Raw genomic sequence first — 22,763 nt, 5'->3', positions numbered from 1 at the left:
TGATCTTTTGCCGGAATCCTATATAGAGCCGCATCCGCCCACCAGCATCCGAGTCTATTGCCATGACTGCCAGCGCGCCGATCACCCAGGACGTAATGACCCTGCCCCGCAAGGAGCCCGAGGGCGGCAAGATCAATCTTGTCGGCCTGACCCGCGCGCGGATGCGCGAGGTGCTGATCGAGCACGGCACGCCGGAAAAGCAGGCCAAGATGCGAGTCGGCCAGATCTGGCAGTGGATCTACCAGTGGGGCAAGCGCGACTTTGCCGACATGACCAACCTGGCCAAGGCCTACCGCGCGCAGCTGGCGGAAACGTTCGAGATCCGTATTCCCGAAGTGGTGAGCAAGCAGGTGTCGACCGATGGCACCCGCAAGTACCTGGTGCGGATCAACGGCGGCCATGAGGTCGAGGTGGTGTACATTCCTGAGGATGACCGCGGCACCCTGTGCATCTCGTCCCAGGTCGGCTGCACCCTGACATGCTCCTTCTGCCACACTGGCACCCAGAAACTGGTGCGCAACCTGACCCCGGCTGAAATCGTCGGCCAGGTGATGATGGCGCGCGACGATCTGGAGGAATGGCCGGTGCCGGGCGCCCCCAAGGACGAAACCCGCCTGCTCTCGAACATCGTGCTGATGGGCATGGGCGAGCCGCTTTACAACTTCGACAACGTCCGCGACGCGATGAAGATTGCGATGGACCCTGAGGGCATCTCGCTGTCCCGCCGCCGGATTACCCTGTCGACCTCCGGCGTGGTGCCAGAGATTGCCCGCACGGCCGAGGAAATCGGCTGCCTGCTGGCGATCTCCTTCCACGCCACCACCAACGAGACCCGCGACGTGCTGGTGCCGATCAACAAGCGCTGGAACATCGACGAGCTGCTGCAGGCGCTGGCGGATTACCCCAAGGCGTCGAACTCGGAGCGCATCACCTTTGAATATGTGATGCTGGACGGGGTGAACGACTCGGACGAGGACGCACACCGGCTGATCGAGCATATCAAGCGCTACAACATTCCAGCCAAGATCAACCTGATCCCGTTCAACGAATGGCCGGGCAGCCCCTACAAGCGCTCTTCGAACAACCGGATCCGGGCTTTTGCCAATATCGTCTATCAGGCGGGCTATGCCTCGCCGATCCGCAAGACCCGCGGCGATGACATCATGGCGGCCTGCGGCCAGCTGAAATCAGCCACCGAGCGCGCCCGCAAAAGCCGCAAGCAGATCGAGGCCGAAGCCGGGCTCAAGTGAGCCGGCTCCGCCCCAGCCCGGCAGAACCCCAGGCCGCTGTGTCAGGTGAATAGGAAGTGATCCTCGGTGAGCGTGCCGGTATACCCGGACAGCTCAATCTCGTAATAGCCGAAATAGCTGATAGTGGTATCGCCACCCGCTTGAGTGACGGTAAGATCACTGAAGCTGGTCAGAGTGGTGCCGGAAAACTCGATCTTGTCGCGGCCCCGGCCAAAATCTGTGATTTCGTTGCTGTCGAAGAAGTCGGCGGAAACAAAGACAAAAGTGTCGCCATGCGAGCCGCCTGTCATGACATCCGATCCGTCGCCGCCGGACAGCCGGTCCCGGCCGCTGCCGCCAAACAGCCGGTCATTGCCATCACCGCCGTACAGCGTGTCGCGGCCCGAGACGCCCCGCAGCAAATCGTCTTCGCCATTGCCTGAATAGGGGTCGTCGTCCTGGCCGCCCATCAGCAGGTCATTGCCGCGGCCGCCGATCAGCGTGTCCTCGCCGCGGCCGCCGGTGAGGGTGTCCCTGCCCAGATTGCCGATCAGGCGGTCATCGCCTTCGCGGCCGATCAACGAGTCGCTTCCGGCCCGGCCGCGGATCACAGTGTCGCCGCCCACGGCCAGCACTGTCTCGGCCCGGGCGCTTGAATTGATCACGACGGTGCCGGAGTCGCGGACATAGCTGTTCCAGCCCTCGGTGCTGGCGGCATCGCCATATATATGGCTCAGCGCTTGCACATCAAAAACCCCAAGTTCGCTGACATTATAGCCGGCGTAGGAATAGGTCATGACCGTGTTTTCCTGGGTATCCAGGTGCTCTTCCAGCGTCGGATCACCGTCATGCGGGTGTTTCAGGCCCAGCGCATGGCCGATCTCATGCAGTGCCGTCTCATATCCATATGTGCCCGGCGCCATGCTGCCGCCTTCGATCGCCAGTTCGCCGTTGCTTGTGGAATAGCTGGTTGCCCAGGGCAGGTCCGCCCAGCCAGCGGCTGAGCCGCCATCATAGCCGAACACGTTGATCATCGCGGGACCGCTGGTTTCAACAAAGATAAGCCCGGCAGCATCTTCGAATTCCGCCAGGGCTTGGCGGAAGTACGCCTGCTGGGTGCTGTTGAAAGACCAGTAGCTGGTCGCGCCATAAGGGTCGTCACTGGCGCTGCCCAGATCCTCCGGCGCAACAAAACTATAGGTAACAACGGTCTGGGTACCCGTCGCCGCAAGACTGTTCCAGCGGCCTTGCTCAGCCGAGGTGTAATACAGCAGCGCCGTATAATCCGAAACTTCTGCCATCAGCACTCTCCATAAATACGACCCGGGGTCCCGCCGGAAATATCTTGCGTTAAAATACGGCCAAGATTGGCCCGCTTCCGGGCGGAAACCGTACTGTTCAATCCAGTTTATCTCAGCCTGTCATCGTCTGGCTGGAAATCACCATAAAACAAAACGGTACACGGCAGTTCCAGCCGTGCCCAGAGCGGTCTGGTGCAAAACTGCCGCAAATTTCCCGCCCAGGTAGAAGTGCGGGCCGCTTGTTGCCATCTTGCATCAGACTGCGGCTGCCCGATTCTTACCCAAATCCAGCTCAATTTCCGCCATTCGAAGCAAACAGTTTCCAATGCATGGACAAACTTGATCGAGAGGAATCATCTCATGGCACCTGCAGAAAGACAGCCCCCAGCGGTTGACCCCGGCGTTCTGGAACTGATCCGCAGCGAGCGGGAAAAGGCGCTCAGCCCGAGAGAATGGAAATTCCGGCTGCGCGGCTACGGCTACGCCGTGAAAACCGTTGAAGGCACCCAGGTTCTGACCCGGCTGGCCACTGGGGACGAGGTAGGCACGCTGCCGCCGGAATTTGCCTGATTCCCGGCAACAGCGACACTCATTCCGGCGTCTAGCGCTCCCGGCCCGGCAAGCTGTCGCGCGGCGGCGCAGGCTGCCAGTTGTCGATGATCTCCACCGCTTCCTTGGCGGTGTCGACAAAGCGGAACAGATCCAGATCCTGATCTGAAATGGTGCCGGCGTCGGCCAGAGCATCCCAGTTGATGATCGACTCCCAGAACGCCTTGCCGAACAGAAGAAACGGCACCCGCTCCATGCGGCCGGTCTGGATCAGCGTCAGGCTTTCGAACAGCTCGTCCAGAGTGCCAAAGCCGCCCGGGAACACGGTGATCGCCCGCGCCCGCATCAGGAAATGCATCTTGCGGATCGCGAAATAGTGGAAGTTGAAGCTTAGGTCCGGCGTAACATAACCATTGGGCGCCTGCTCATGCGGCAGCACGATCGAGAGACCAATGGAATGGCCTCCCGCATCTTCGGCGCCGCGGTTGCCTGCCTCCATCACGCCTGGCCCGCCGCCAGTCACGATGACATTCTTGCGGCCGCCGCTCTCCTTTGACTTCTCTGTCATAAGCCGGGCAAACTCCCGCGCCTCGTCATAGAAATGCGACAGATCCGCCAGCGTCTGCGTGCGCGCCTGACCCTTATGCTGCGGGTCAGGAATACGGGCGCCGCCGAACATTACAATGGTGCTTTCGATACCGTGCTCATTCAGCATCAGCTCCGGCTTCAGCAATTCCAGCTGCAAACGCACCGGCCGCAGCTCCTCGCGGCACAAGAACTCCTCATCCGCAAAAGCCAGACGGTAGGCAGGCGCTTGGGTCTGCGGCGTGACGGGCACATGCTCGGCCCGGTCACGGTCGGAGTGAGCATCGCGGAAACGGCTGTGGCGGTCTTCGGTCATGGAAAATCCCAGCATTAATCAACAGGACTCCCTTTGTAGCCGTCCTGAACCGTTAGCGCCAATCAAGAATGCAGGAACGCACTGTTTGTCTTGCACCCGCCAGTCCCGCGGCTAAGGTTCGCGCTTGTCACACAGGGAGGGCCACAGATGAACTGGCAGGACGAAATCACCGCAGCCGCAGACCGCATCCGCCCTCATGTGCAGCAGACTTCAGTGATGCAGGCACAGGGCTTCGGGCTTGGCTTTCCGGTGGAACTGAAGCTGGAGCACATGCAGCACACCGGCAGCTTCAAGGCCCGCGGCGCCTTTAACACGCTGTTGAGCCAGGATGTGCCCACCGCGGGGCTGGTCGCGGCCTCCGGCGGCAACCACGGCGCCGCCGCCGCCTTTGCCGCGCATCAGCTGGGCCACAAGGCGCGCATCTATGTGCCCGAGATGGCCGGCCCCGCCAAGATCGCCCTGATCAAGCGCACCGGCGCCGACCTGCAGGTGGTGCCCGGCGCCTATGCCAACGCGCTGGAGCAGGCCCAGGCTTATGAAGCGGAAACCGGCGCCATGCAGGTCCACGCCTATGACGCGCCGACCACGGTTGCGGGCCAGGGGACCTGTTTTGCCGAATGGCAGGATCAGGGGCTTGAAGCAGATACCCTGCTGATCGCCGTTGGCGGCGGCGGGCTGATCGCCGGGGCGCTGGCTTGGTTCCAGGGTGCCAAGAAGATCGTCGCGGTAGAACCCGAAACCTCCTGTGCGCTGAATGCCGCCTTGCAAGTCAAAGCACCGGTGGATGTCGAGGTCTCCGGCGTTGCCGCCAATGCGCTTGGCGCCAAGCGGATCGGCAGCATCTGTTTTGAGCTCGCCTCGGCGCAAGGCGTGGAGTCCGTCACCGTGCCGGACACTGCCATCACCGAGGCGCAGACCGCACTCTGGCGCGAACGGCGGATCCTGGCAGAGCCCGCAGGCGCCACTGCCCTGGCGGCGCTGATGTCCGGCGCCTACCGGCCCCAACAGGGCGAACGTGTGGCGGTTCTGATCTGCGGCGGCAACATTGCCCCGGACCCCCTCGGGTAATCCCCGATAATCCTTGCGGGGCGCACCCCGCCCCGCTATCGCCAAGGGCATGTCGGCAACCATCGCAGATACCATCTACCGCGCTCTCAGCGAACGCATCATCACCGGCAGCCTGCCCGCCGGCGAAAAGCTGCGCCAGGACCATATCGCGCGCGAATTCGAGGCCAGCCACGTGCCCGTGCGCGAGGCACTGTTGCGGCTCGAGGCCCATGGGCTGGCCAAATCCGAACCCCGCCGCGGCACCCGCGTCAGCGCCCTGGACCCGTCCGAGATCCGCGAAGTCATCGAAATGCGGGTTTCGCTGGAGGTGCTGGCCCTGACCCACGCCTTTGCCCGCCTGACAGATGCGGATATCGCGGCCGCAGAAGAAGCCCGGCTCGCCTGCGATGCCGCCGAGGACATGGCAAGCTGGGAGCGCCTCAACCGCGCCTTCCACCGGGTGATCCTGTCGCCTTGCGGCATGCCGCGACTGCTGGCCTCGATCGGCGATCTGCACATCGCCGCTGCCCGGCATCTGTTTGCCAACTGGCAGCACCAATGGACCCGCCGAGTGGACTCGGATCACGCCGCCATTGTCCAGGCGATGTCCCGCCGCGATCCTGCCGCCGCTTGCGAAATCCTGCGCCGCCATCTGCGCCGGGTGCGTTAGAGCGGCACTGAACCGTCAATCCGCCGTCCGGGGCGTCAATTTGGACGCAATACGGACATGACCTGCAGGCAGATTGCCGCTATGTAACCCCGAATCTAACCGATGCCGGAGGAACATCCATGTCCAACGCCCAGCTGGAAGCAGCAATCGAAGCCGCCTGGGAGGCGCGCGACACCATCACTCCCGCCACCACCGGCGAGCAGCGTGAAGCTATCGAAGACACCCTGAACGCACTGGACTCCGGTTCGCTGCGCGTGGCCGAAAAGCTGGAAAGCGGCGACTGGCACGTGAACCAGTGGGCCAAGAAAGCGGTGCTGCTGGGCTTCCGCATCAAGGACATGGAAATCCACGAAGGCGGCCCCCAGGCCGGCGGCTGGTGGGACAAGGTCGACAGCAAGTTCAACGGCTGGAGCGAAGAGCAGTGGAAATCCGCTGGCTTCCGCGCAGTGCCGAACTGTGTCGTCCGCAAATCCGCCTATATCGCCCCGGGCGCAGTTCTGATGCCCTCTTTCGTGAACCTCGGCGCCTATGTCGATGAAGGCACCATGGTTGACACCTGGGCCACCGTCGGCTCCTGCGCTCAGATCGGCAAGAACGTGCACCTGTCCGGCGGCGTCGGCATCGGCGGCGTGCTGGAGCCGATGCAGGCCGGCCCTACCATCATCGAGGACAACTGCTTCATCGGCGCCCGCTCCGAGGTCGTCGAAGGCTGCATCGTGCGCGAAGGCTCGGTGCTGGGCATGGGCGTGTTCATCGGCAAGTCGACTAAGATCGTCGACCGCGAAACCGGCGAAGTGATGTACGGCGAAGTGCCGCCCTACTCGGTGGTTGTGGCAGGCTCGATGCCGTCCAAGAACAACATCAGCCTCTACTGTGCGGTGATCGTGAAGCGCGTCGATGAAAAGACCCGCTCCAAGACCGGCATCAACGAACTGCTGCGCGACTGATCCGCACCGCAGTGCTGCAAGAGATGAACGCGCCCTTTGCTGGGCGCGTTTTTCTTTTTGCGGAAGACCCCTGCTTCTTTCTGGTCCCAAATACCCCGGGGTGAGGCCGCAAGGCCGAGGGGCAGCGCCCCTCCTCTGTAAAATCCTTGCCGCGCAATAAACCTGCCGCTATTGATATTATACCTACACATAAGGGGGTCAGATGCAGACAATATTCGCCCGGCACGCCCGCCTGCCTCAGGGGTGGTCTGAAAACATTCGGCTGGCGGTTGAAGACGGCCGGATCACGTCACTGGAAACCGCAGCCCGGCCGCAGGCCGGCGACACCCAAGCGGACGTGTTGCTGCCGTCGCTCGGCAACCTGCACTCCCACAGCTTCCAGCGCGCCATGGCCGGCATGACCGAGTACCGCGCTGCCGGCAAGGACAGCTTCTGGACCTGGCGCGAACTGATGTACCGCTTCATGGACCGCATCACGCCTGAGCAGTACGAAGCCATCGCCGCGCTGGTGTTCATGGAAATGCTGGAGGCCGGCTACGCCTCAGTGGGCGAGTTCCACTATGTCCACCACCAGCCCGGCGGCGGGCATTTTGACTCCATGACAGAACTCAGCGAACGGGTCTTTGCCGCTGCCAGCCAGACCGGCATCGGCCTCACCCATCTGCCGGTGCTCTACACCTACGGAGGTGCGGGAAAGCAGGCTCTGAATGGGGGCCAGCAGCGGTTTGGCAACTCGGTTGCAGAGTTCTCCGATCTGGTCGCACGCGCCCGGGAGATTGCTGCGCGGGACTTGGCCGAAGACGCCTGCGTCGGCATTGCGCCGCATTCGCTGCGCGCCACCTGCCCCGAGGATCTGGCGGAGGTGCTGCAAATCCAGAACGGGCTGCCGGTGCATATCCACATCTCAGAACAGCCCAAGGAAGTGGCAGATATCAGCGCCTGGCTCGGCGCCCGCCCGGTGGAATGGCTGCTGGGCAATGCGGCCGTCGACGGCAATTGGTGCCTGATCCATGCCACTCATATGACCAGCGCCGAGACCATCGGCATGGCTCAATCCGGGGCCGTTGCTGGTCTCTGCCCGATCACCGAGGCGAACCTGGGCGACGGTCCGTTCAACGGGGTCGAATACCTGGCGCATGACGGCGCATTCGGGGTCGGATCAGACTCTAACGTGCGGATTTCCCTGCCCGAGGAGCTGCGCACGCTGGAATATTCCCAGCGTCTGCGCGACCTGGCGCGGAACGTGCTGGTGCCGGGTGAAGGTTCGGTTGGCGAGACCCTGTATATGGGCGCAGCAAAAGGCGGGGCGCAGGCCCTTGGCCGCGATGCCGGGCGGATCGAGACAGGCGCGCTGGCGGATATGGTGGCAATTGACAGCAGCGTGCCGGCCCTTTGCGCGCTGAAGCCGGAACAGATGCTGGACGGGCTATGCTTTGCCGCAGGTGACGACACAGTGACCGACGTCTGGAGCGCCGGGCGCCATGTGGTGCAGCAGGGTCGGCATATCTCGCGAGACAGTGTAGTTGCGAGCTACCGGACCGCCATCAAGGAGCTGTTGAACAGTCTCTAAACCGGCAAAAAACGCACATGAATTACAACGCCGCCACCGGAAACCACGCCGGTGGCGGCATGGTCTGAAACAATCCCCTCGCCAGGGGAAAAACAGCCTTCGCCTGCCAGTTCCAACCCGCCCGAGACAACAAACAGCACGTGGCGGCCCGCCGCATCAAGCACCACTTTCTCCTTCAGAATTGCGGCGTTCGCTGTCACCCGTGCCGGATCATGGATCACGTTGAACGCTTTGCAGGGACCGTTGCGCAAGCGGCAGTCCAGCTCCAGCCCGCCATCAAAAGCAAGCGGCTGCAGCGGATTGGCCGCCAAGCATGTTGCAGCGTTGGACAGCACATGCCCTGCCCCTTCAACGATGCAATGAATACGGGACAGCCCAGGGAATGCCGAGAAGGGACCACTACGGGCAATGTCTGCAAGGCTGAGGCGCCAGATCATCCTGCTTTCTTCCTCGTGCACGGCCAGCTCGCGGGTGACGCCGCCACCGTTTTTCCAGGGCACGGGCTGGGCGGAGCGTGTAGAAAAGCGCATGGGCGGATCCTTTTGACCGTGAATTAAGCGTAGACATAATACCCTGCCAGCCGCGGCCGCAAGCTTTCCCTTTGCTCCGGCCCTCGACCCGGGTCAGCTAATGGATTGACCATCCCCCTGCCCCGGCGCTATGGCGGCGGCATGGAAAAGAAGAAACCCTCCCGCCAGCAAGTCTATACCCTGCTTGTCCAGATCGGTCGCAAGGACGGGGACGGGCTGCCCGACGGCGCCACCGGTGCTGCGCTGATGATCTATGCCTCCGGCGTGGACGAGGCCGAGGCGGTGCGCGAAACCGTGGCGATCCTCAAGCAGGCCGACACCGCGCCGCTGGATGTGACCGGCTACGGCACCCTGGAAGAGCGCGAGGCGGAAGGCCATGAGATCGGCGACGAGGAGCGCGCGCTGATGCAGCGGGCACTGGACGAAAATGCCGTGATCGTGGCCCAGATGACCCCGTTCTTTGACGGCGAGGAGCCGGTCTTTCACTAACGCCGGGATTTAATTCTGGCTGCCGAACCATTTGCGGTAGAGGGCATTATAGCTGCCGTCCTCCTGCATCGCCAAAAGCGCCTGGTTCACGTCTTCCACCAGCGGCGAGCCGGCCGGGAACACCAGCCCGTAATTCTCGCGCAGGAAGGGCTGGCCGATGGTGTGGCCGTACTGGTGCCCGCCCTGCTGGACATAGTAATTCAGCACCGGTGCATCAAACACCACCGCCGTTACTTCGCCGCGTTCAAAACCGTCCAGCATGTCCTGCAGCCCGGTGTAGGCGGCAAAATCAATCTCGCGCCGGCCGAGGAAACCCGCGGCGGTCGATCCTTCTATGGTGCCCACGGATTTACCGTACAGGTCATTGACCGAGTTCACCGAGCCGCTGATCGCCTCCACAGTCATCACAGCGGTGATCTTGGCGACAAAGACCGAGACGATGAACAGCGACGACACCACCAGCACCACGCCGAACATACGGCCGATGGGAGTGCGCGGCACCCGTTCCTCAAACCCGCCGTTCACCACCAGGTTCAGTGCCCACCAGAAGGAGGGAAACCAGGCCTCGTTCAGGGGCCGGTCGAAATAGGGCTGCGCGCGGCGCTCAAACACCCACATCATCATGCCGCCGCCGAACAGCAGCAGAAAGGCAATGCCGATTGCCGCCGCCAGATCCCAGGACAGCAGCGCTCGCAGCAGCGACGGCTGCCGGACCTCATCGGCCTGCACCATGATCTGCAGGCCGCTTTCAAAGATCGGGTGGCTGAAGTCCATCACCACTTCGCGCGCCGCAGTGATCGAGATATTGGCCGCGGCCAGATCCGCCTCGCCGCTGCGCACGCCATCGAGCATTTCTGCAAAGCCGGACACGCGGTTGATCTGATAGTCCCAGTCCAGCCGCTCCGCCAGGATCTTCAGCAGTTCCAGGGAGAAGCCGGTATCGCGCCCGTCTTCCACCATCGAGAACGGCGGGCGGGTGACGGTGTTGACCGTCAGCACCTGGGCAGAGAGCAATTGCCCCCACAGCAGAAACAGGGCGGCGGTGATCAGGCGGAATTTCAGCACGGAAACGCTCAGCGGCAGGCCTCAGGGACGGTTTGAAATTCCTTAGGCGGTTCGCCAATTCCACGCAAGCGCCTTGGCGGCAAAGACCGCACAAGCCGTGGCCGCTGTGTCAGGCAGTCCGCCGCTCGGCCAGCACCGCGGCATCAAAAGCCCGCAGCACCGGGAATTTCGGCTGCCGGTGCTCGGGCAGCGCACTTGGGCCCAGCGGAGCCAGCAGGCTGGCGGCCAGCCGTTCCGGATCGCGGCGCAGGCGGCCCAGGAACAGGCTCTCGGTCTGCGCGCCTGCGGCCAGCAGCGGCTCGTGGTCCGGCAGCACCGCCTGCCGGTAGGTGATCAGCGGCGCATGGGCCTCGCCCGGCAGGGCGGTTCCCGTGCCCAGCAGATTGCCTGCCGGCACCAGAACCGCAGGCTGGCCGAACAAGTATTCGACTTCCGAGCCCGACAGCACCAGCCGCTGGAAGGGCGCCGCATGGATATCCTGCAACAGCCCGAAGTAAGGCGCCCTCAGCCGCACCGGCGCAAAAGAGCCCAGCGCCGGCACCCGCCGTTCAACCACCTGCAGCACCGGCACTGCCGCACCGCTGCTGTCCAGCACCAGATCGCCGCGCTGCAGACTGCCCAAAGCCCGGTATCCCTGAGGCGTGGCAACCGGTGTGGATGGCAGCAGCCCAGGCGCCGGGCCTGCGGGTTCCATCGCGCTGGACAGGGCCAGATACTCCACCGCAGGCGCCACATAGCCCAATGGCCCGATCAGCGCGTGCAGATCGCGCAGCCGCCAGGGCTTCGGCGCCGTCAGCGCGGCCATCTGCATCTGGCTGCCGTCGGGCCGCTCCACAGTCAGCCGCCCCTGGCGGGCCGGAGCATCCCAGCCATAGATCAGCCGCAGCTGATCGGTGCGCCCCACAACCGTCGGATTCAAGGTCCGGTGCATTACCGCCCCGTTTTGCTCCAGCACAAAGCTCAAGCCCCCGCCTGGCACCGCCTGCAGCGCCAGCCGCAGCGGCCAGCCGCCACCTTGCGAGAACAGCACCAGCGGCTCGGGCCGGGCGGTTTCCGGCAGCCGGAACTCCAGCATCAGCGAGCCGCGCACCAGCAGGGCATCGCCGTCAGAAGCGCCTGCCGCCTGCAGCGCCTGCGGGTCGCTCCAGTTGCACCCGCGGCCGGAAACCGCAAACCAAGCCACGTGCCTCAGGCCGCCTCGATTGAGGCCAGAAGGCGGCCCTCATAGGCTTTCAAAGCAGGCCTTGCCGCCGGGCTGTAGCCGGCACCGGTCTCCGGGTCGAGTTCCGGGAACAAAGTGCAGATCTCTTTGGCCACCGGCTGCTCAAACAGGCTGAGGATCTGCGGCCCGGGCAGAAAGCTCTCAGTTGCCAGCCCTTCGGAATAGACCACCTGATGGCGGTCGAACATCAGATGCACATAGGTTACCTCGCCGCCCGGGCAGCGGGCCACGCTGCGGCCGTTGACCAGATCCTTGGCCGCCACCAGCACCTCTTCCTCGCCAAAGAACAGCTCGGCATGGGCGCCGCGCACCAGCACCCGGTGCTGCGGCGACACCATCAGTTCGCCATGTTCGCCAAAGGCGCCGGCCGCGATGCGGACAGGAGCGAAATCCCCTTCAGCCGCAACCGACCGTCCGCCGCTCCAGCACAGCGGCTGGGCGCCATCGTCGCGGGTCTCGACCAGATCTCCGGGCATCAGCTCCTCAACCGGAACCTCGCCATAAGGGGTCCGGATCCGGGTGCCGGCCACAAAACAGGGAATGGAGCTTGCGTTGACAAAGCCCACATCGGAATTGGCCCCGTTGTTCACCTCATAGGTGAAGTTGAAATCCTCGACATCGCCGTCGCCGAACAGGGTCAGAGTGCCGTCGGCGTTCAGCTGCACTTGCTGGCCGGTGTTCAGCGTCACCACCGAACCAGCCGACACCGCGGTGCCGTTGATGTGGGTAATGGTCAGGGTGCCGCCAGAGTTGTTCTCGTCGTTGGCCAGCACATCGATAGTCTTGCTGCTGTCCGGCGCAACAAAGACGTTATCAGTCATCGCCACCAGGTCGGTCTGCACCGAATCGGCGGCGATCAACAGGTTACTGTCGTACCTGCTGTCGCTAACATCGGCGATACCGATGCGGATATCGTTCACCTCTCCCGGGTTGACGTGCATCGTCAGGGTCATGGTGATGGTGAACCCGTCCATCTCGGTGTTGAAATCATCACCGGCGTTGTCAACGTAGAGGTTCTCGTTGATCGACGAACTGATGTTGCTGGGATTGGCTTGGCCGTTGCCCACCTCCAGCAGAACCTGCTCGCCATTGACCCAGACCGCCACCACGTCCTGATAGACCGAGTTCTGGAATTCCGGGAACTCCTCGGAGGAGAAGACGAATTGCATCGTCATCACATCCGAGTCGGGGATGAAGCTGACGTCCAGGTAAGAGGCGTCATAGGTATTGGTGCCGGCCGCAGCGTTAAAGTCCGCGTTGTTGCTTTCACCGGGGGTATTGGTCGAGGTCTGGGTCGAGCGGTTCGGATCGCCGCTGGAACGGGTGAAATGGCTGGCGCGTCCGGTGGACAGGATCACACCGCTGTCGCTGGGCGTAACACCGGGGGCCAGAGCGTCACCATTTGAATAGATCGCCGAGGATTGGCTCCAGCCCGAGTAGGAGGCGCCGACAACGGTGGCCCCGTCGCCGAAAATCGTCTGCGCCATCTGCGTTGCAGACGCGTTGGTCTGGTAGTTGAGTTCGGCGCCTGTTGCCATGTTCAGCCCACCCCTTGCCTGTAGGAGGCCGGACAAACGAGACGCACGCAGGACTCATGCCTGCTGTTGTCACACAGCCGGGCTGCGGCGGTACGCTGCCTGGGTCTGGTTGGCCTTTTGCGGCCTGCCTGCTCGTTTTGATGCCCTGCCTCGGGTCATTATTAACAAACCCTTAACACACCCCCGGCACAGGAGTCAGCCGCAGGCTGCCACAGCTGCAAAACCGCTGCTTTTGCGCCACATTTACTGTCGCAGGGGTGAATTGCGCCCCAAGCCATTCCGCGTTAGCCATGGCGAACCGGAAATCCAGGAGCCCGCCCATGCCGCAGACCGATCCCGCCCGCCTGACCGCCGACCTGATCCGCTGTCCCTCGGTCACCCCCGAGGAAGGCGGCGCGCTTGTGCTGCTGGAGAAACTGCTGAGCGAAGCCGGATTCGACTGTACCCGCACCGACCGCGGCGAGGTTTCCAATCTGTTTGCCCGCTGGGGCGCCAAGGGCCACGCCAAAACCTTCGGCTTCAACGGCCACACCGACGTAGTGCCCTTGGGCGATGAGGCCGCCTGGACCATGCCGCCTTTCGGCGCCGAGGAGAAAGAGGGTTTCATGTACGGCCGCGGCGCCACCGATATGAAGTCCGGTGTGGCTGCCTTTGTCGCCGCTGCTGTGGATTTCGTCAAGGACACGCCCCCCGACGGCGCCATCATCCTGACCATCACCGGCGACGAGGAGGGCCCCGCTCTGGACGGCACCACCGCGCTGCTGGACTACATGGAGCGCGAAGGTGAGCAGATGTCGGTCTGCCTGGTGGGCGAGCCCACCTGCCCCAACGAGATGGGCGAGATGATCAAGATCGGCCGCCGCGGCTCGCTCACCGCCTGGTTCACGGTGACCGGCGTACAGGGCCACTCCGCCTATCCGCACCGCGCCAATAACCCGCTGAACGCAATGGCACGGCTGATGGACCGCCTGGCCAGTCACGAGCTGGACCAGGGCACCGCGCATTTTGATGCGTCGACGCTAGCGGTGGTTACCATCGACACCGGCAACCCGGCCACCAATGTGATCCCGGCGCAGGCGACCTCGGCCGTCAACATCCGCTTCAACGACTCGCACAGCGGCGCCAGCCTGACCGAATGGCTGCAGGGCGAGGCGGATAAGGTTGCGGCAGAGTTCGGCCTTGAGATCGGTATGGAGGTGAAAATCTCCGGCGAAAGCTTCATCACCCCGCCCGGCGCACTGTCAGAACTGGTCTCGGCAGCGGTTGCCGCGGAAACCGGCATGACTCCGGAGCTGTCGACCACCGGCGGCACCTCGGATGCACGGTTTGTCAAGAACCACTGCCCGGTGGTGGAGTTCGGCCTGGTCGGCAAGACCATGCATCAGGTCGACGAACGGGTCGAGGTCGCCCAGATCCACCAGCTGAAGTCGATCTACACCCGCATCCTGCAGGACTATTTCGCATGAGCCTGAGTATCGCTGTCACTCTGGACCTGGCGACCTGCTTTGCCCTGCGCCACCAAGTCTTTGTGGTGGAGCAAGACGTGCCGGTGGAAGAAGAACAGGATGCGCTGGACGCCTCCGCCACTCATCTGCTGGCGGTTCTGGACGGTGCCCCGGTTGGAACCGCACGGATTGTCTTCAAGGACGGCACTGCCAAGATCGGCCGGGTTTGCGTGCTGCAATCCGCCCGCGGCACCGGCCTTGGCGCCAAGCTGATCGAAGCCGCGGTAGAGACCGCCAGGCAGCAGCCGGGCATTGCCAAGGCTAAACTCGGTGCGCAGCTTCACGCCATCGGCTTCTACGAGAAACTCGGCTTCACCGCCTTCGGCCCGGTTTATGACGATGCCGGCATCGACCACCGCGACATGGTGCGTGATTTCACGTGAAACGCGCCCTGGTCATCATGGTCAAAGAGCCGCGCCCGGGACGGGTCAAGACCCGGCTGGGCAAAGACATCGGCGTGATCCCAGCCACCTGGTGGTTCCGCCACCAATCCGCCCGGCTGATCCGTCGCTTGCAGGACCCGCGCTGGCAAATCTTGCTGGCGGTGGCCCCGGAAACTGCGGTGATCTCCAAAACCTGGCCGGCTGATCTGCCCCGCCTTCCGCAAGGCAACGGAGACCTGGGCGCACGGATGAAGCGGATGCTGCAATCCCTGCCTGGCCCAGTCTGCCTGATCGGCGCCGACATCCCCGGTATCACCCGAGCCCACATCGCCCGGGCTTTCTCAGCCCTTGGCAATCACGACGCGGTTTTCGGCCCGGCAGATGACGGCGGCTATTGGCTGGTGGGGGCCAAGCATCCCGCCCGGCTGCCCCGCACCCTGTTCGATAATGTCCGCTGGTCCAGCGAACATGCGTTGGCCGACACGCTGCAGACCCTGCCCGGATACCGCATTGCGCTGACCGATACCCTGCGCGACGTCGACACCGCCGCCGACCTGCCCCGCCGCTGAGCCCGCGCTTTTCACCATGACGCCGCCTGCCCGCCGTGATACGCGGGTTTTATGAGCCGTATTCCCTCCAAGGCCGAAATCCTCGACTGGATCTCCGCCAACCCGACCCAGACCACCAAGCGCGACATCGCCCGGGCCTTTGGCATCAAGGGCGCCGATCGCATCGACCTCAAGCGTATCCTCAAGGAGCTGGAGGCGGAAGGCCACTTGCAGAAACGCAAGAAAACCTACCGCGACCCGGACCAGCTGCCGCCGGTCACGGTACTGGAGGTGAAGGCGCCGGATGCGGACGGCGATCTGTACGGGCGCCCGCTGGAATGGCACGGCGAGGGCGTGGAGCCCATCATCCTGATCCTGCCCAAGGCCTCCGATCCAGCGCTGGGCCAGGGCGACAAGGTGCTGGTCAAGCTGCAGCTGGTGAAGGATGAAGACCACAATTACGAGGCCCGCCTGATCCGCCGTATCGGCAGCAATCCGAAACGGGTGCTGGGCATCTTCCGTGCAGGTTCTGAAGGCGGGCGGGTTGTTCCGATCGACAAGGCCTCGTCCAACGAATGGATGGTGCTGCCCGACGGAGTGAACGGCGCCAAGGACGGCGAACTGGTTGAGGCCGAACAGGCCGGACCCAAGGGCCGCATGGGCCTGCCCCGTGCCCGCATCGCGGAACGCCTCGGCGATCCCACTGCGCCCAAGGCGGTGTCGCTGATTGCGATCCACCAGCATGGCATCCCCGATCACTTCCCCGACAAGGTGATGGCTGAAGCGGACGCCGCCAAGCCGATGGGCCTCAAAGGGCGCGAAGACCTGCGCGAGCTGCCGCTGGTCACCATCGACCCGGCCGACGCGCGCGACCACGATGACGCCTGTTATGCCCATGCCGACGACGACCCCAAGAACCCTGGCGGCCATGTGATCTGGGTGGCAATTGCCGATGTCGCCGCCTATGTGCGCCCGGGCTCAGCCCTGGACCGCGAGGCGAAGAAGCGCGGCAACTCCAGCTATTTCCCGGATCGGGTGGTGCCGATGCTGCCGGACCGTCTGTCGGGCGACCTCTGCTCCCTGCACGAAGGCGTGCCGCGCGCCTGTATCGCGGTGCGGATGCAGGTGGATGCCGAGGGCAACAAGCTCAGCCACAAGTTCGTGCGCGGGCTGATGTGCTCCGCCGCTTCGCTGCATTACGCCGAGGTGCAAGAGGCGCAGGACGGCAATCCGAACGAGACAACTGCGCCGTTCCTCGACGATGTGATCAAGCCGCTTTATGCCGCATATGAGGCTCTAACAAGGGCAAGAGCCGCGCGTGAGCCGCTGGATCTGGACCTGCCGGAACGCAAGATCGTGCTGGATGGGGACGGCAATGTGACCTCGGTGGCGTTCCGCGACCGGCTGGATGCGCACAAGCTGATCGAGGAATTCATGATCCTCGCCAATGTCGCCGCCGCCGAGACGCTGATCAAGAAACGCTCGCCGCTGTTGTTCCGGGTGCATGAGGAACCGGCACAGGAAAAGCTGGAAGCGCTGCGTGAAACCGCGCAAGCGGCCGGGCTTAGTCTGGCCAAGGGGCAGGTGCTGCAGACCCGCCACCTGAATTCTCTGCTGAACCAGGCCGCAGGCACTGACGATGCAGAACTGATCAACATCTCCACCCTGCGGTCGATGCAGCAGGCCTATTACAACCCCGAGAACTTCGGGCACTTCGGCCTGGCGCTGCGCAACTACGCGCATTTCACCTCGCCGATCCGCCGCTATGCCGACCTGATCGTGCACCGCTCGCTGATCTCCTCGCATGGCTGGGGCGATGACGGGCTGGACGTCGAAGCCATCGAACGGCTGGAAGACACCGCCACCCATATCTCGGACACCGAACGGCGCTCGATGATTGCCGAACGGGACACAACGGACCGCTACCTGGCGTCTTATCTCAGCGAGCGGGTGGGCAATGAATTCGAAGGCCGGATCAGCGGCATTGCCCGGTTCGGGGCATTCGTGAAGCTGGACGAGACCGGCGCTGACGGGCTGGTGCCGGTGCGCTCGATCGGGCGGGAGTTTTTTCATTTCGATGCCCAGGCCGGGACGCTGACGGGATCGGACACCGGTCTGACTTTGGCTATCGGCCAGCGCGTGACCGTGCGGCTGACCCAGGCAGCGCCGGTCACCGGCGGGCTGGAACTGGAACTGCTGGCTCTGGGGGACGCGCCCATGCCCTCCGGTGGCGGCCAGCGCGGGCGCCGCAGCCCGGCGGGGCGCACCGTGAAACGCAAGGCGGCAAAATCCAAGCACAAGGCCGCCAAGGTAAAGCGCAAAGTCGAGCGCAAGCGGCGGAAATAAGGGGCTGTCCCCACGGGGACAGCTTGGCATTTTGTCAGGCAGGGATCTCCAGCGGCTTCCTGATCCGGTACGTCAGCGCCCGTTTGATCAGCCAGCTGTGGCGGAGCGGTTCAATCTCTGCCGGGTCATCAAACAGTACCGCGCGGGTGCCTTCGAACCGGTCCCAGGCGGGAAAGGCCGCGGCAAACTCCGGGATCAGCCGGCTTTGGCAATGCACAAACAGGGCAAAACGTGCGCCCTTGGGCACACCAAGCCGTATTGCAGAGCCTGTTTTCCGCTCTGGTGTCAGATAGGAAGGCTGGCCCCAGCGCAGGGCTTCCTCAACCCGGCCAGCCTCTGGTGTTTGCGCTGCGGTGTCAAAGATCAGCCGGCGCAGCGCCAGCAGACCCTCTTGGGCCGAAGCATCTGGAACATCAAAAGCGGCTTTGATTTGATCGCTGGCAAAGGGCGGCTGCATCCCGGATGCTCCTGGCTTGGGTTTGATGCCAAACTAAAGCATACTGATGCCAGAAACTGTCATCATGAAATGGGATGATGGATCATGTCCCGCACCCTTCGCCTGTTCCAGCTGATGCAAGCCCTGCGGCTTGGCCCCGGCCCGCATACCGCGGCGCGGCTGGGAGAGGAACTGGGTGTCTCGGCCCGCAGCATCCACCGCGATATCGCCACCCTGCGCGAGATGGGAGCGGTAATTGATGGCGAGGCGGGGTACGGCTTCACCCTGATCGAAGACAACGCGCTGCCGCCTATGGGATTCCGCGACACCGAGCTAGAGGCGCTGGTGCTGGGGCTGCGCGAGGTCGAGCAGATCGGCGACCCGGAGCTGGCCACCGCCGCCTCGGAAGCTTTGCGCAAACTGCAGGCTCGGCTGCCGCAACGGCAGGCGCACCGGCTCCGTCATGCGGTGCTGGCACCTTACCGCTTTGACCGGCCGGTGCCGCCGGCAATTTCTGCACAGGAACTGCGGCAGGCGGCCTGGGACGAAGTCGAGGTGCGCTTTGGCTATACCGACGGCCATGGTGCGGTAACCGAGCGGCAGGTGAAACCCTTGAGCGTGGTCTATTTCGACCGCTCCACCGTGCTGCTGGCCTGGTGCGGGTTGCGCGATGATCTGCGGATGTTCCGGCTCGACCGGATGCGCGGGCTGGAGGTGACCGGGCAGAGCTTCCGTCCGCACCGGGTGCCAATGCTGCGGGAGGCGTTGGAGCAATTGCGGCGGGAGCACGGCTAGGCCCGGATGGCAGGCGGGCCTTCGCACATGCGCGAACCCGGCCCTTTACCCGGGCCCTGCCGCAGGTAGACTGGAGAGGAGCAGTGGATAAAGAGGTGCATCATGCGCAAATGGGTTGCGGCCTCGCTGATGGCAGGCGGGGCAATGGCGGCAGAGGCCGCACCGGACAACTCCCTGAAGCCCGCACAGCGGCCGGATGCGGCTGCACAGGAATTACAGCATGAAAGCTATCAGATTGCGGCGGTTGGAACGTTAAGGCCGGTGGCCCGGCCCGCACCGCCCAAGGCAGCAGCACCGGAGACTGCTGCATCGGAGTTGAATTTTGACAGTTGGGTCAAGGCGTTTCGCAACCGCGCCCTGGCGCAGGGGATCAGTGCTCCGGTGCTGGACAGCGCCTTTTCCGGCGTGCGCTATGACCCCGAGGTGATCCGGCGCGATCGAAACCAGTCGGAATTCACCAAGACGATCTGGGTCTACCTGGACAGTGCCGCCTCGGCGCTGCGGGTCAAAAACGGCAAGGCGGCACTGCGCAAACAGCAGGCGCGGCTTGAACAGATCGAGGCGCAATACGGTGTCGAGAAAGAGATCGTGGTGGCGATCTGGGGGCTGGAGAGCAGCTATGGCGCCTTCCGCGGCAAAATGAATGTGATCCGCTCGCTGGCGACGCTGGCGTTTGACAGCCGCCGCGGCGCGTTTTTCGAGGGCCAGCTGCTGGCAGCGCTGAGGATCCTGCAGGCAGGCGATGTGCCGGCCCGTCAAATGACCGGTAGCTGGGCCGGAGCAATGGGGCACACTCAGTTCATCCCGACCTCGTATCTGGACTACGCGGTGGATTTCACCGGCGACGGCAAGCGCGATATCTGGTCGGACAACCCGGCGGATGCGCTGGCTTCAACCGCGGCCTACCTGAAGCAGTTCGGCTGGGTGACGGGCCAGCCCTGGGGCGTGGAAGTAACGCTGCCCGAAGGGTTCGACTACACGCTGGCCGACCGCGAGATCGAAAAGCAGCCTGCCGAATGGGCGGCGCTTGGCATCAAGGGGCTGGATGGGCGCGCGGTTGCGGACCATGGCGCCGCCTCGGTTCTGCTGCCTGCGGGCCACGAGGGGGCGGCGTTTATGATCTTTCAGAACTTCGCGGTGCTGGAGCGCTACAATACAGCGGACGCCTATGTGATCGGGGTCGGGCATCTGGCTGACCGGATCAGCGGCGGTGCGGAAATCCAAGGCGCCTGGCCGCGCCGCGACCGGGCATTGACCCTGGCAGAGCGGGAAGAGCTGCAGGAGCGGCTGACCGGCGCCGGATTTGATACTGAGGGTATTGACGGCAAGATCGGCCCGAAAACGATCGGAGCGGTGCGGGCCTATCAGGTGGCAAAGGGTCTGACACCTGATGGTTATGCCTCGCCGCGGCTGCTGGAAGGGCTGCGATAGCAGGGAGGGGGCCAGCCCCCTCTTGGCCTCGCGGCCAATTCACCCCCGGGATATTTCCGGCAAGAGGAAGAGCAAAAGGCCCCGCATAACGGGGCCTTTGTTGTTTAGAAGTGCGTGGCGGTCAGGTGGGGGACATGCCGCGCAGGCGCTCGGATCGGCGGCGCAGCATTTCCACCGTGGCCAGCAGCATGATGGAGATCGCCACCAGGATTGTCGCCACTGCCAGGATGGTGGGCGAGATCTGCTCGCGCAGACCGGTGAACATCTGCCAGGGCAGCGTCCGCTGGCCGGCCGAGCCGACAAACAGCACCACCACAACCTCGTCGAAGGAGGTGATGAAGGCAAATAGGCCGCCGGAGATCACGCCGGGCATGATCAGCGGCATCTGGATCCGGAAGAAGGTGGTGACCGGATCGGCGCCCATGTTGGCGGCAGCGCGGGTCAGCGAACGGTCGAAACCAACCAGCGTTGCCGTCACCGTGATGATCACAAACGGAATCCCCAGCGCGGCATGGGCCAGAACCACGCCCATGTAGGTGCCCTGCAGGCCGATGCGGCTGTAGAAGAAATACATGCCGGCCGCGGAAATGATCAGCGGCACGATCATCGGTGAGATCAGGATAGCCATGATCGCCCGGCGGAACGGCACATGCGGCTGGCTCAGGCCGATGGCCGCGAGGGTGCCGAAGGTGACCGAGACGATAGTTGCCATCGGCGCGATCTTCAGCGAGTTCCACATCGAGGTCTGCCAGGAATCATCGCCAAAGAAGTTCCGGTAGTGCTTCAGCGAGAAGCCTTCAGGATCCAGCCGCAGCATCTCCGGCGTGAAGGTGAAGAAGTCCTGCGCGTTGAAGCTGAGCGGAATGATCACGACGATCGGCGCGATCAGGAAGAAGAAGATCAGCCCGCAGATCACCCGGAAGGAATAGTACCAGGCACGCTGGCCAGTGCTTGCATAAGGAGGAAGTGCGCTCATGTCCGTTACCCCAGCTTCACGTTGTCGATGCCGACAATCTTGTCATAGACCCAGTAGAGCAGCAGGACGACAGCCAGCAGGATAGCCCCCAGTGCCGCGCCCAGGCCCCAGTTGCCCGAGGTCGAGATATGGTAGGCAATCAGGTTGGAGATGAAGGTGCCCTTGGTGCCGCCGACCAGTGCCGGGGTGATGTAGTAACCCACCGCCAGGATGAAGACGAGGATCGAGCCCGCGCCGATGCCCGGCACCGATTGCGGGAAGTAAACCCGCCAGAAGGCTGTCCAATCGGTGGCGCCCATGGATTTTGCGGCGCGCATATAGGTCGGGTTGATGGTCTGCATCACCGAATACATCGGCAGGATCATGAAGGGCAGCAGGATGTGGGTCATCGCGATGATGGTGCCCAGTTCATTGTTGATCAGCACCAATCGGTTGGCGTCATCCACCAGCCCGATCCAGACCAGTGTGTCGTTGATCACCCCCTGTTGCTGCAGCAGGATCTTCCAGGCCGAAGTTCGCACCAGGAGCGAGGTCCAGAACGGCAGCAGCACCAGGATCAGCAGGAGGTTGGCCTTGCTGGCGGGCAGGTTGGCCAGCAGCCAGGCCACCGGGTAGCCAAGCAGGATACAGCTGAAGGTGATGATCAGCGACATCCGCATAGTGCGGATCAGCAAGGTGTTGTAGATCCGCTCGTTCTCGGGGCGGACCTCGGCGCCGTCCGCGCCCAGCTTCATATCCACCGCATTGAGGAAATAGCCTGCGGTGCGGACGCCGGAATAGGTCTTGATGGTTTTCCAGAGGTCCACGTCTCCCCAGCCGTCATTCAGCTCAATGAGCTTTTCGCGGTAGGGGCCATCGTTTTCGACATCCCATTTCTTGACCTTGCGGCCCGATTTGCGGAACACCGAGGCGATGCCCGGATTTTCATAGTTCAGACGCTTGGCAACCTTGGTGTGGGTCTTGGCGTTGGCAGCGTCCTTCAGGTCTGCGGCCAGGGCGGCAAAGGCCGCTTCCTCCGGCAGCTGGTTCGACCCGGGATCCCAATCCTCCAGCGCTTCGATCGTGCGCGGCAGAACGTCCTGGACGATGCGGTTGTCCACCGACCGGTACAGCATGTCGGCAACCGGCAGGATGAAGGTCAGCAGGATGAACAGCAGCAGCGGCGCAATCAGCATCAGCGCGCGCAGCTTCTGCATCCGCAGCGCCCGCGCCAGGCTGCGCTTGAGCGGCGTGCCGTCCGCCGCCAGCATCGGGCCGGATTGGCTAATATCAGTCATGGGGTTCC

21 protein-coding genes and 1 pseudogene are annotated in these 22,763 nt (G+C 63.6%); 13 read left to right on the top strand and 9 right to left on the bottom strand.

Annotated features, from left to right (window positions below):
• Positions 1–62 precede the first annotated feature (62 nt).
• A complete protein-coding gene (gene rlmN / locus RA19_RS11905; RefSeq protein ID WP_039162783.1) occupies positions 63–1,250 on the top strand; it encodes a 23S rRNA (adenine(2503)-C(2))-methyltransferase RlmN in 1,188 nt (395 codons plus the stop codon).
• A gap of 41 nt (positions 1,251–1,291) precedes the next feature.
• Here rlmN and RA19_RS11900 read toward each other — a convergent pair whose 3' ends face one another.
• The gene (locus RA19_RS11900; RefSeq protein ID WP_039162780.1) at positions 1,292–2,530 is read right to left on the bottom strand and encodes a reprolysin-like metallopeptidase; all 1,239 of its coding nucleotides are present in this window, start codon (positions 2,528–2,530) and stop codon (positions 1,292–1,294) included.
• Between the two features lie 360 nt (positions 2,531–2,890).
• On the opposite strand from RA19_RS11900, the gene RA19_RS11895 reads away from it, so the two are divergent.
• Positions 2,891–3,100 carry a hypothetical protein gene (locus RA19_RS11895; RefSeq protein ID WP_039162778.1) on the top strand — a complete coding sequence of 70 codons (210 nt, stop codon included), beginning with the start codon at positions 2,891–2,893 and terminating at the stop codon, positions 3,098–3,100.
• 31 nt (positions 3,101–3,131) lie between these two features.
• On the opposite strand, the gene RA19_RS11890 is transcribed toward RA19_RS11895, so the two are convergent.
• Positions 3,132–3,980, bottom strand: a complete 849-nt coding sequence (locus RA19_RS11890; RefSeq protein WP_039162980.1) for an LOG family protein — start codon at positions 3,978–3,980, stop codon at positions 3,132–3,134.
• A gap of 147 nt (positions 3,981–4,127) precedes the next feature.
• On the opposite strand from RA19_RS11890, the gene RA19_RS11885 reads away from it, so the two are divergent.
• The 4 genes from RA19_RS11885 (at position 4,128) to RA19_RS11870 (ending at position 8,214) form a co-directional block, all read left to right on the top strand.
• Positions 4,128–5,048, top strand: coding sequence for a threonine/serine dehydratase (locus tag RA19_RS11885; protein WP_039162777.1), 921 nt, complete (start codon positions 4,128–4,130; stop codon positions 5,046–5,048).
• Positions 5,049–5,097: 49 nt separating this feature from the next.
• Positions 5,098–5,697 carry a GntR family transcriptional regulator gene (locus RA19_RS11880; protein ID WP_039162775.1) on the top strand — a complete coding sequence of 200 codons (600 nt, stop codon included), beginning with the start codon at positions 5,098–5,100 and terminating at the stop codon, positions 5,695–5,697.
• A 119-nt stretch (positions 5,698–5,816) separates the two neighbouring features.
• A complete protein-coding gene (gene dapD, locus RA19_RS11875) occupies positions 5,817–6,644 on the top strand; it encodes a 2,3,4,5-tetrahydropyridine-2,6-dicarboxylate N-succinyltransferase (RefSeq protein ID WP_039162773.1) in 828 nt (275 codons plus the stop codon).
• Between the two features lie 202 nt (positions 6,645–6,846).
• Entirely contained in the window at positions 6,847–8,214 is a 1,368-nt protein-coding gene (locus tag RA19_RS11870; RefSeq protein ID WP_039162772.1) for a formimidoylglutamate deiminase, read from the top strand.
• Here RA19_RS11870 and RA19_RS11865 read toward each other — a convergent pair.
• The gene (locus RA19_RS11865; protein ID WP_039162770.1) at positions 8,211–8,744 is read right to left on the bottom strand and encodes a HutD/Ves family protein; all 534 of its coding nucleotides are present in this window, start codon (positions 8,742–8,744) and stop codon (positions 8,211–8,213) included. The two genes, RA19_RS11870 and RA19_RS11865, sit on opposite strands and share 4 nt — an antisense overlap.
• Positions 8,745–8,885: 141 nt before the next feature.
• Here RA19_RS11865 and RA19_RS11860 point away from each other — a divergent pair, with 141 nt between their 5' ends.
• Positions 8,886–9,233 carry a hypothetical protein gene (locus RA19_RS11860; RefSeq protein ID WP_193748264.1) on the top strand — a complete coding sequence of 116 codons (348 nt, stop codon included), beginning with the start codon at positions 8,886–8,888 and terminating at the stop codon, positions 9,231–9,233.
• Between the two features lie 9 nt (positions 9,234–9,242).
• Here the strand turns inward: RA19_RS11860 and RA19_RS11855 are convergent, their stop codons facing one another.
• From RA19_RS11855 to RA19_RS11845, 3 genes are all read right to left on the bottom strand, one after another.
• Positions 9,243–10,298 (bottom strand): transporter substrate-binding domain-containing protein, encoded by a 1,056-nt coding sequence (locus RA19_RS11855; protein ID WP_052261762.1) that lies wholly within the window; start codon positions 10,296–10,298, stop codon positions 9,243–9,245.
• A 109-nt stretch (positions 10,299–10,407) separates the two neighbouring features.
• Complete coding sequence (locus RA19_RS11850; RefSeq protein ID WP_241479056.1) at positions 10,408–11,481, bottom strand: Hint domain-containing protein; 1,074 nt, start codon at positions 11,479–11,481, stop codon at positions 10,408–10,410.
• Between the two features lie 5 nt (positions 11,482–11,486).
• Positions 11,487–13,058, bottom strand: a complete 1,572-nt coding sequence (locus tag RA19_RS11845; protein ID WP_039162766.1) for a Hint domain-containing protein — start codon at positions 13,056–13,058, stop codon at positions 11,487–11,489.
• Between the two features lie 320 nt (positions 13,059–13,378).
• Between RA19_RS11845 and dapE the strand changes: the two genes are divergently transcribed.
• The 4 genes from dapE to rnr are packed head-to-tail and all read left to right on the top strand — an operon-like array spanning position 13,379 to position 17,840.
• Positions 13,379–14,524, top strand: coding sequence for a succinyl-diaminopimelate desuccinylase (gene dapE, locus RA19_RS11840; protein WP_039162764.1), 1,146 nt, complete (start codon positions 13,379–13,381; stop codon positions 14,522–14,524).
• On the top strand, positions 14,521–14,946 hold the full coding sequence (locus RA19_RS11835; RefSeq protein WP_039162762.1) for a GNAT family N-acetyltransferase: 426 nt from the start codon (positions 14,521–14,523) through the stop codon (positions 14,944–14,946). Before dapE ends, RA19_RS11835 begins: the two co-directional genes overlap by 4 nt.
• A complete protein-coding gene (locus RA19_RS11830) occupies positions 14,943–15,515 on the top strand; it encodes a TIGR04282 family arsenosugar biosynthesis glycosyltransferase (RefSeq protein WP_039162760.1) in 573 nt (190 codons plus the stop codon). Before RA19_RS11835 ends, RA19_RS11830 begins: the two co-directional genes overlap by 4 nt.
• A 51-nt stretch (positions 15,516–15,566) precedes the next feature.
• Positions 15,567–17,840, top strand: coding sequence for a ribonuclease R (rnr, locus tag RA19_RS11825; RefSeq protein ID WP_039162758.1), 2,274 nt, complete (start codon positions 15,567–15,569; stop codon positions 17,838–17,840).
• Between the two features lie 34 nt (positions 17,841–17,874).
• On the opposite strand, the gene RA19_RS11820 is transcribed toward rnr, so the two are convergent.
• Complete coding sequence (locus tag RA19_RS11820) at positions 17,875–18,297, bottom strand: DUF1801 domain-containing protein (RefSeq protein ID WP_039162756.1); 423 nt, start codon at positions 18,295–18,297, stop codon at positions 17,875–17,877.
• A gap of 84 nt (positions 18,298–18,381) precedes the next feature.
• On the opposite strand from RA19_RS11820, the gene RA19_RS11815 reads away from it, so the two are divergent.
• Positions 18,382–19,071, top strand: a complete 690-nt coding sequence (locus RA19_RS11815) for a helix-turn-helix transcriptional regulator (protein ID WP_039162754.1) — start codon at positions 18,382–18,384, stop codon at positions 19,069–19,071.
• 102 nt (positions 19,072–19,173) lie between these two features.
• Positions 19,174–20,502 (top strand): lytic murein transglycosylase, encoded by a 1,329-nt coding sequence (locus RA19_RS11810; protein ID WP_039162753.1) that lies wholly within the window; start codon positions 19,174–19,176, stop codon positions 20,500–20,502.
• 121 nt (positions 20,503–20,623) lie between these two features.
• On the opposite strand, the pseudogene RA19_RS11805 reads toward RA19_RS11810, so the two are convergent.
• Positions 20,624–21,469 (bottom strand): annotated as a pseudogene (locus RA19_RS11805) (ABC transporter permease); the annotation flags it as partial.
• Between the two features lie 14 nt (positions 21,470–21,483).
• On the bottom strand, positions 21,484–22,755 hold the full coding sequence (locus RA19_RS11800) for an ABC transporter permease (protein ID WP_039162751.1): 1,272 nt from the start codon (positions 22,753–22,755) through the stop codon (positions 21,484–21,486).
• Between the last annotated feature and the right edge of the window lie 8 nt (positions 22,756–22,763).

The sequence above is a fragment of the Leisingera sp. ANG-M1 genome (genome assembly GCF_000813745.1).
Classification (GTDB): Bacteria; Pseudomonadota; Alphaproteobacteria; order Rhodobacterales; family Rhodobacteraceae; genus Leisingera.
The sequence above is the reverse complement of the archived record's forward strand: the minus strand, read 5'-3'. Positions and strand labels throughout refer to the sequence as shown.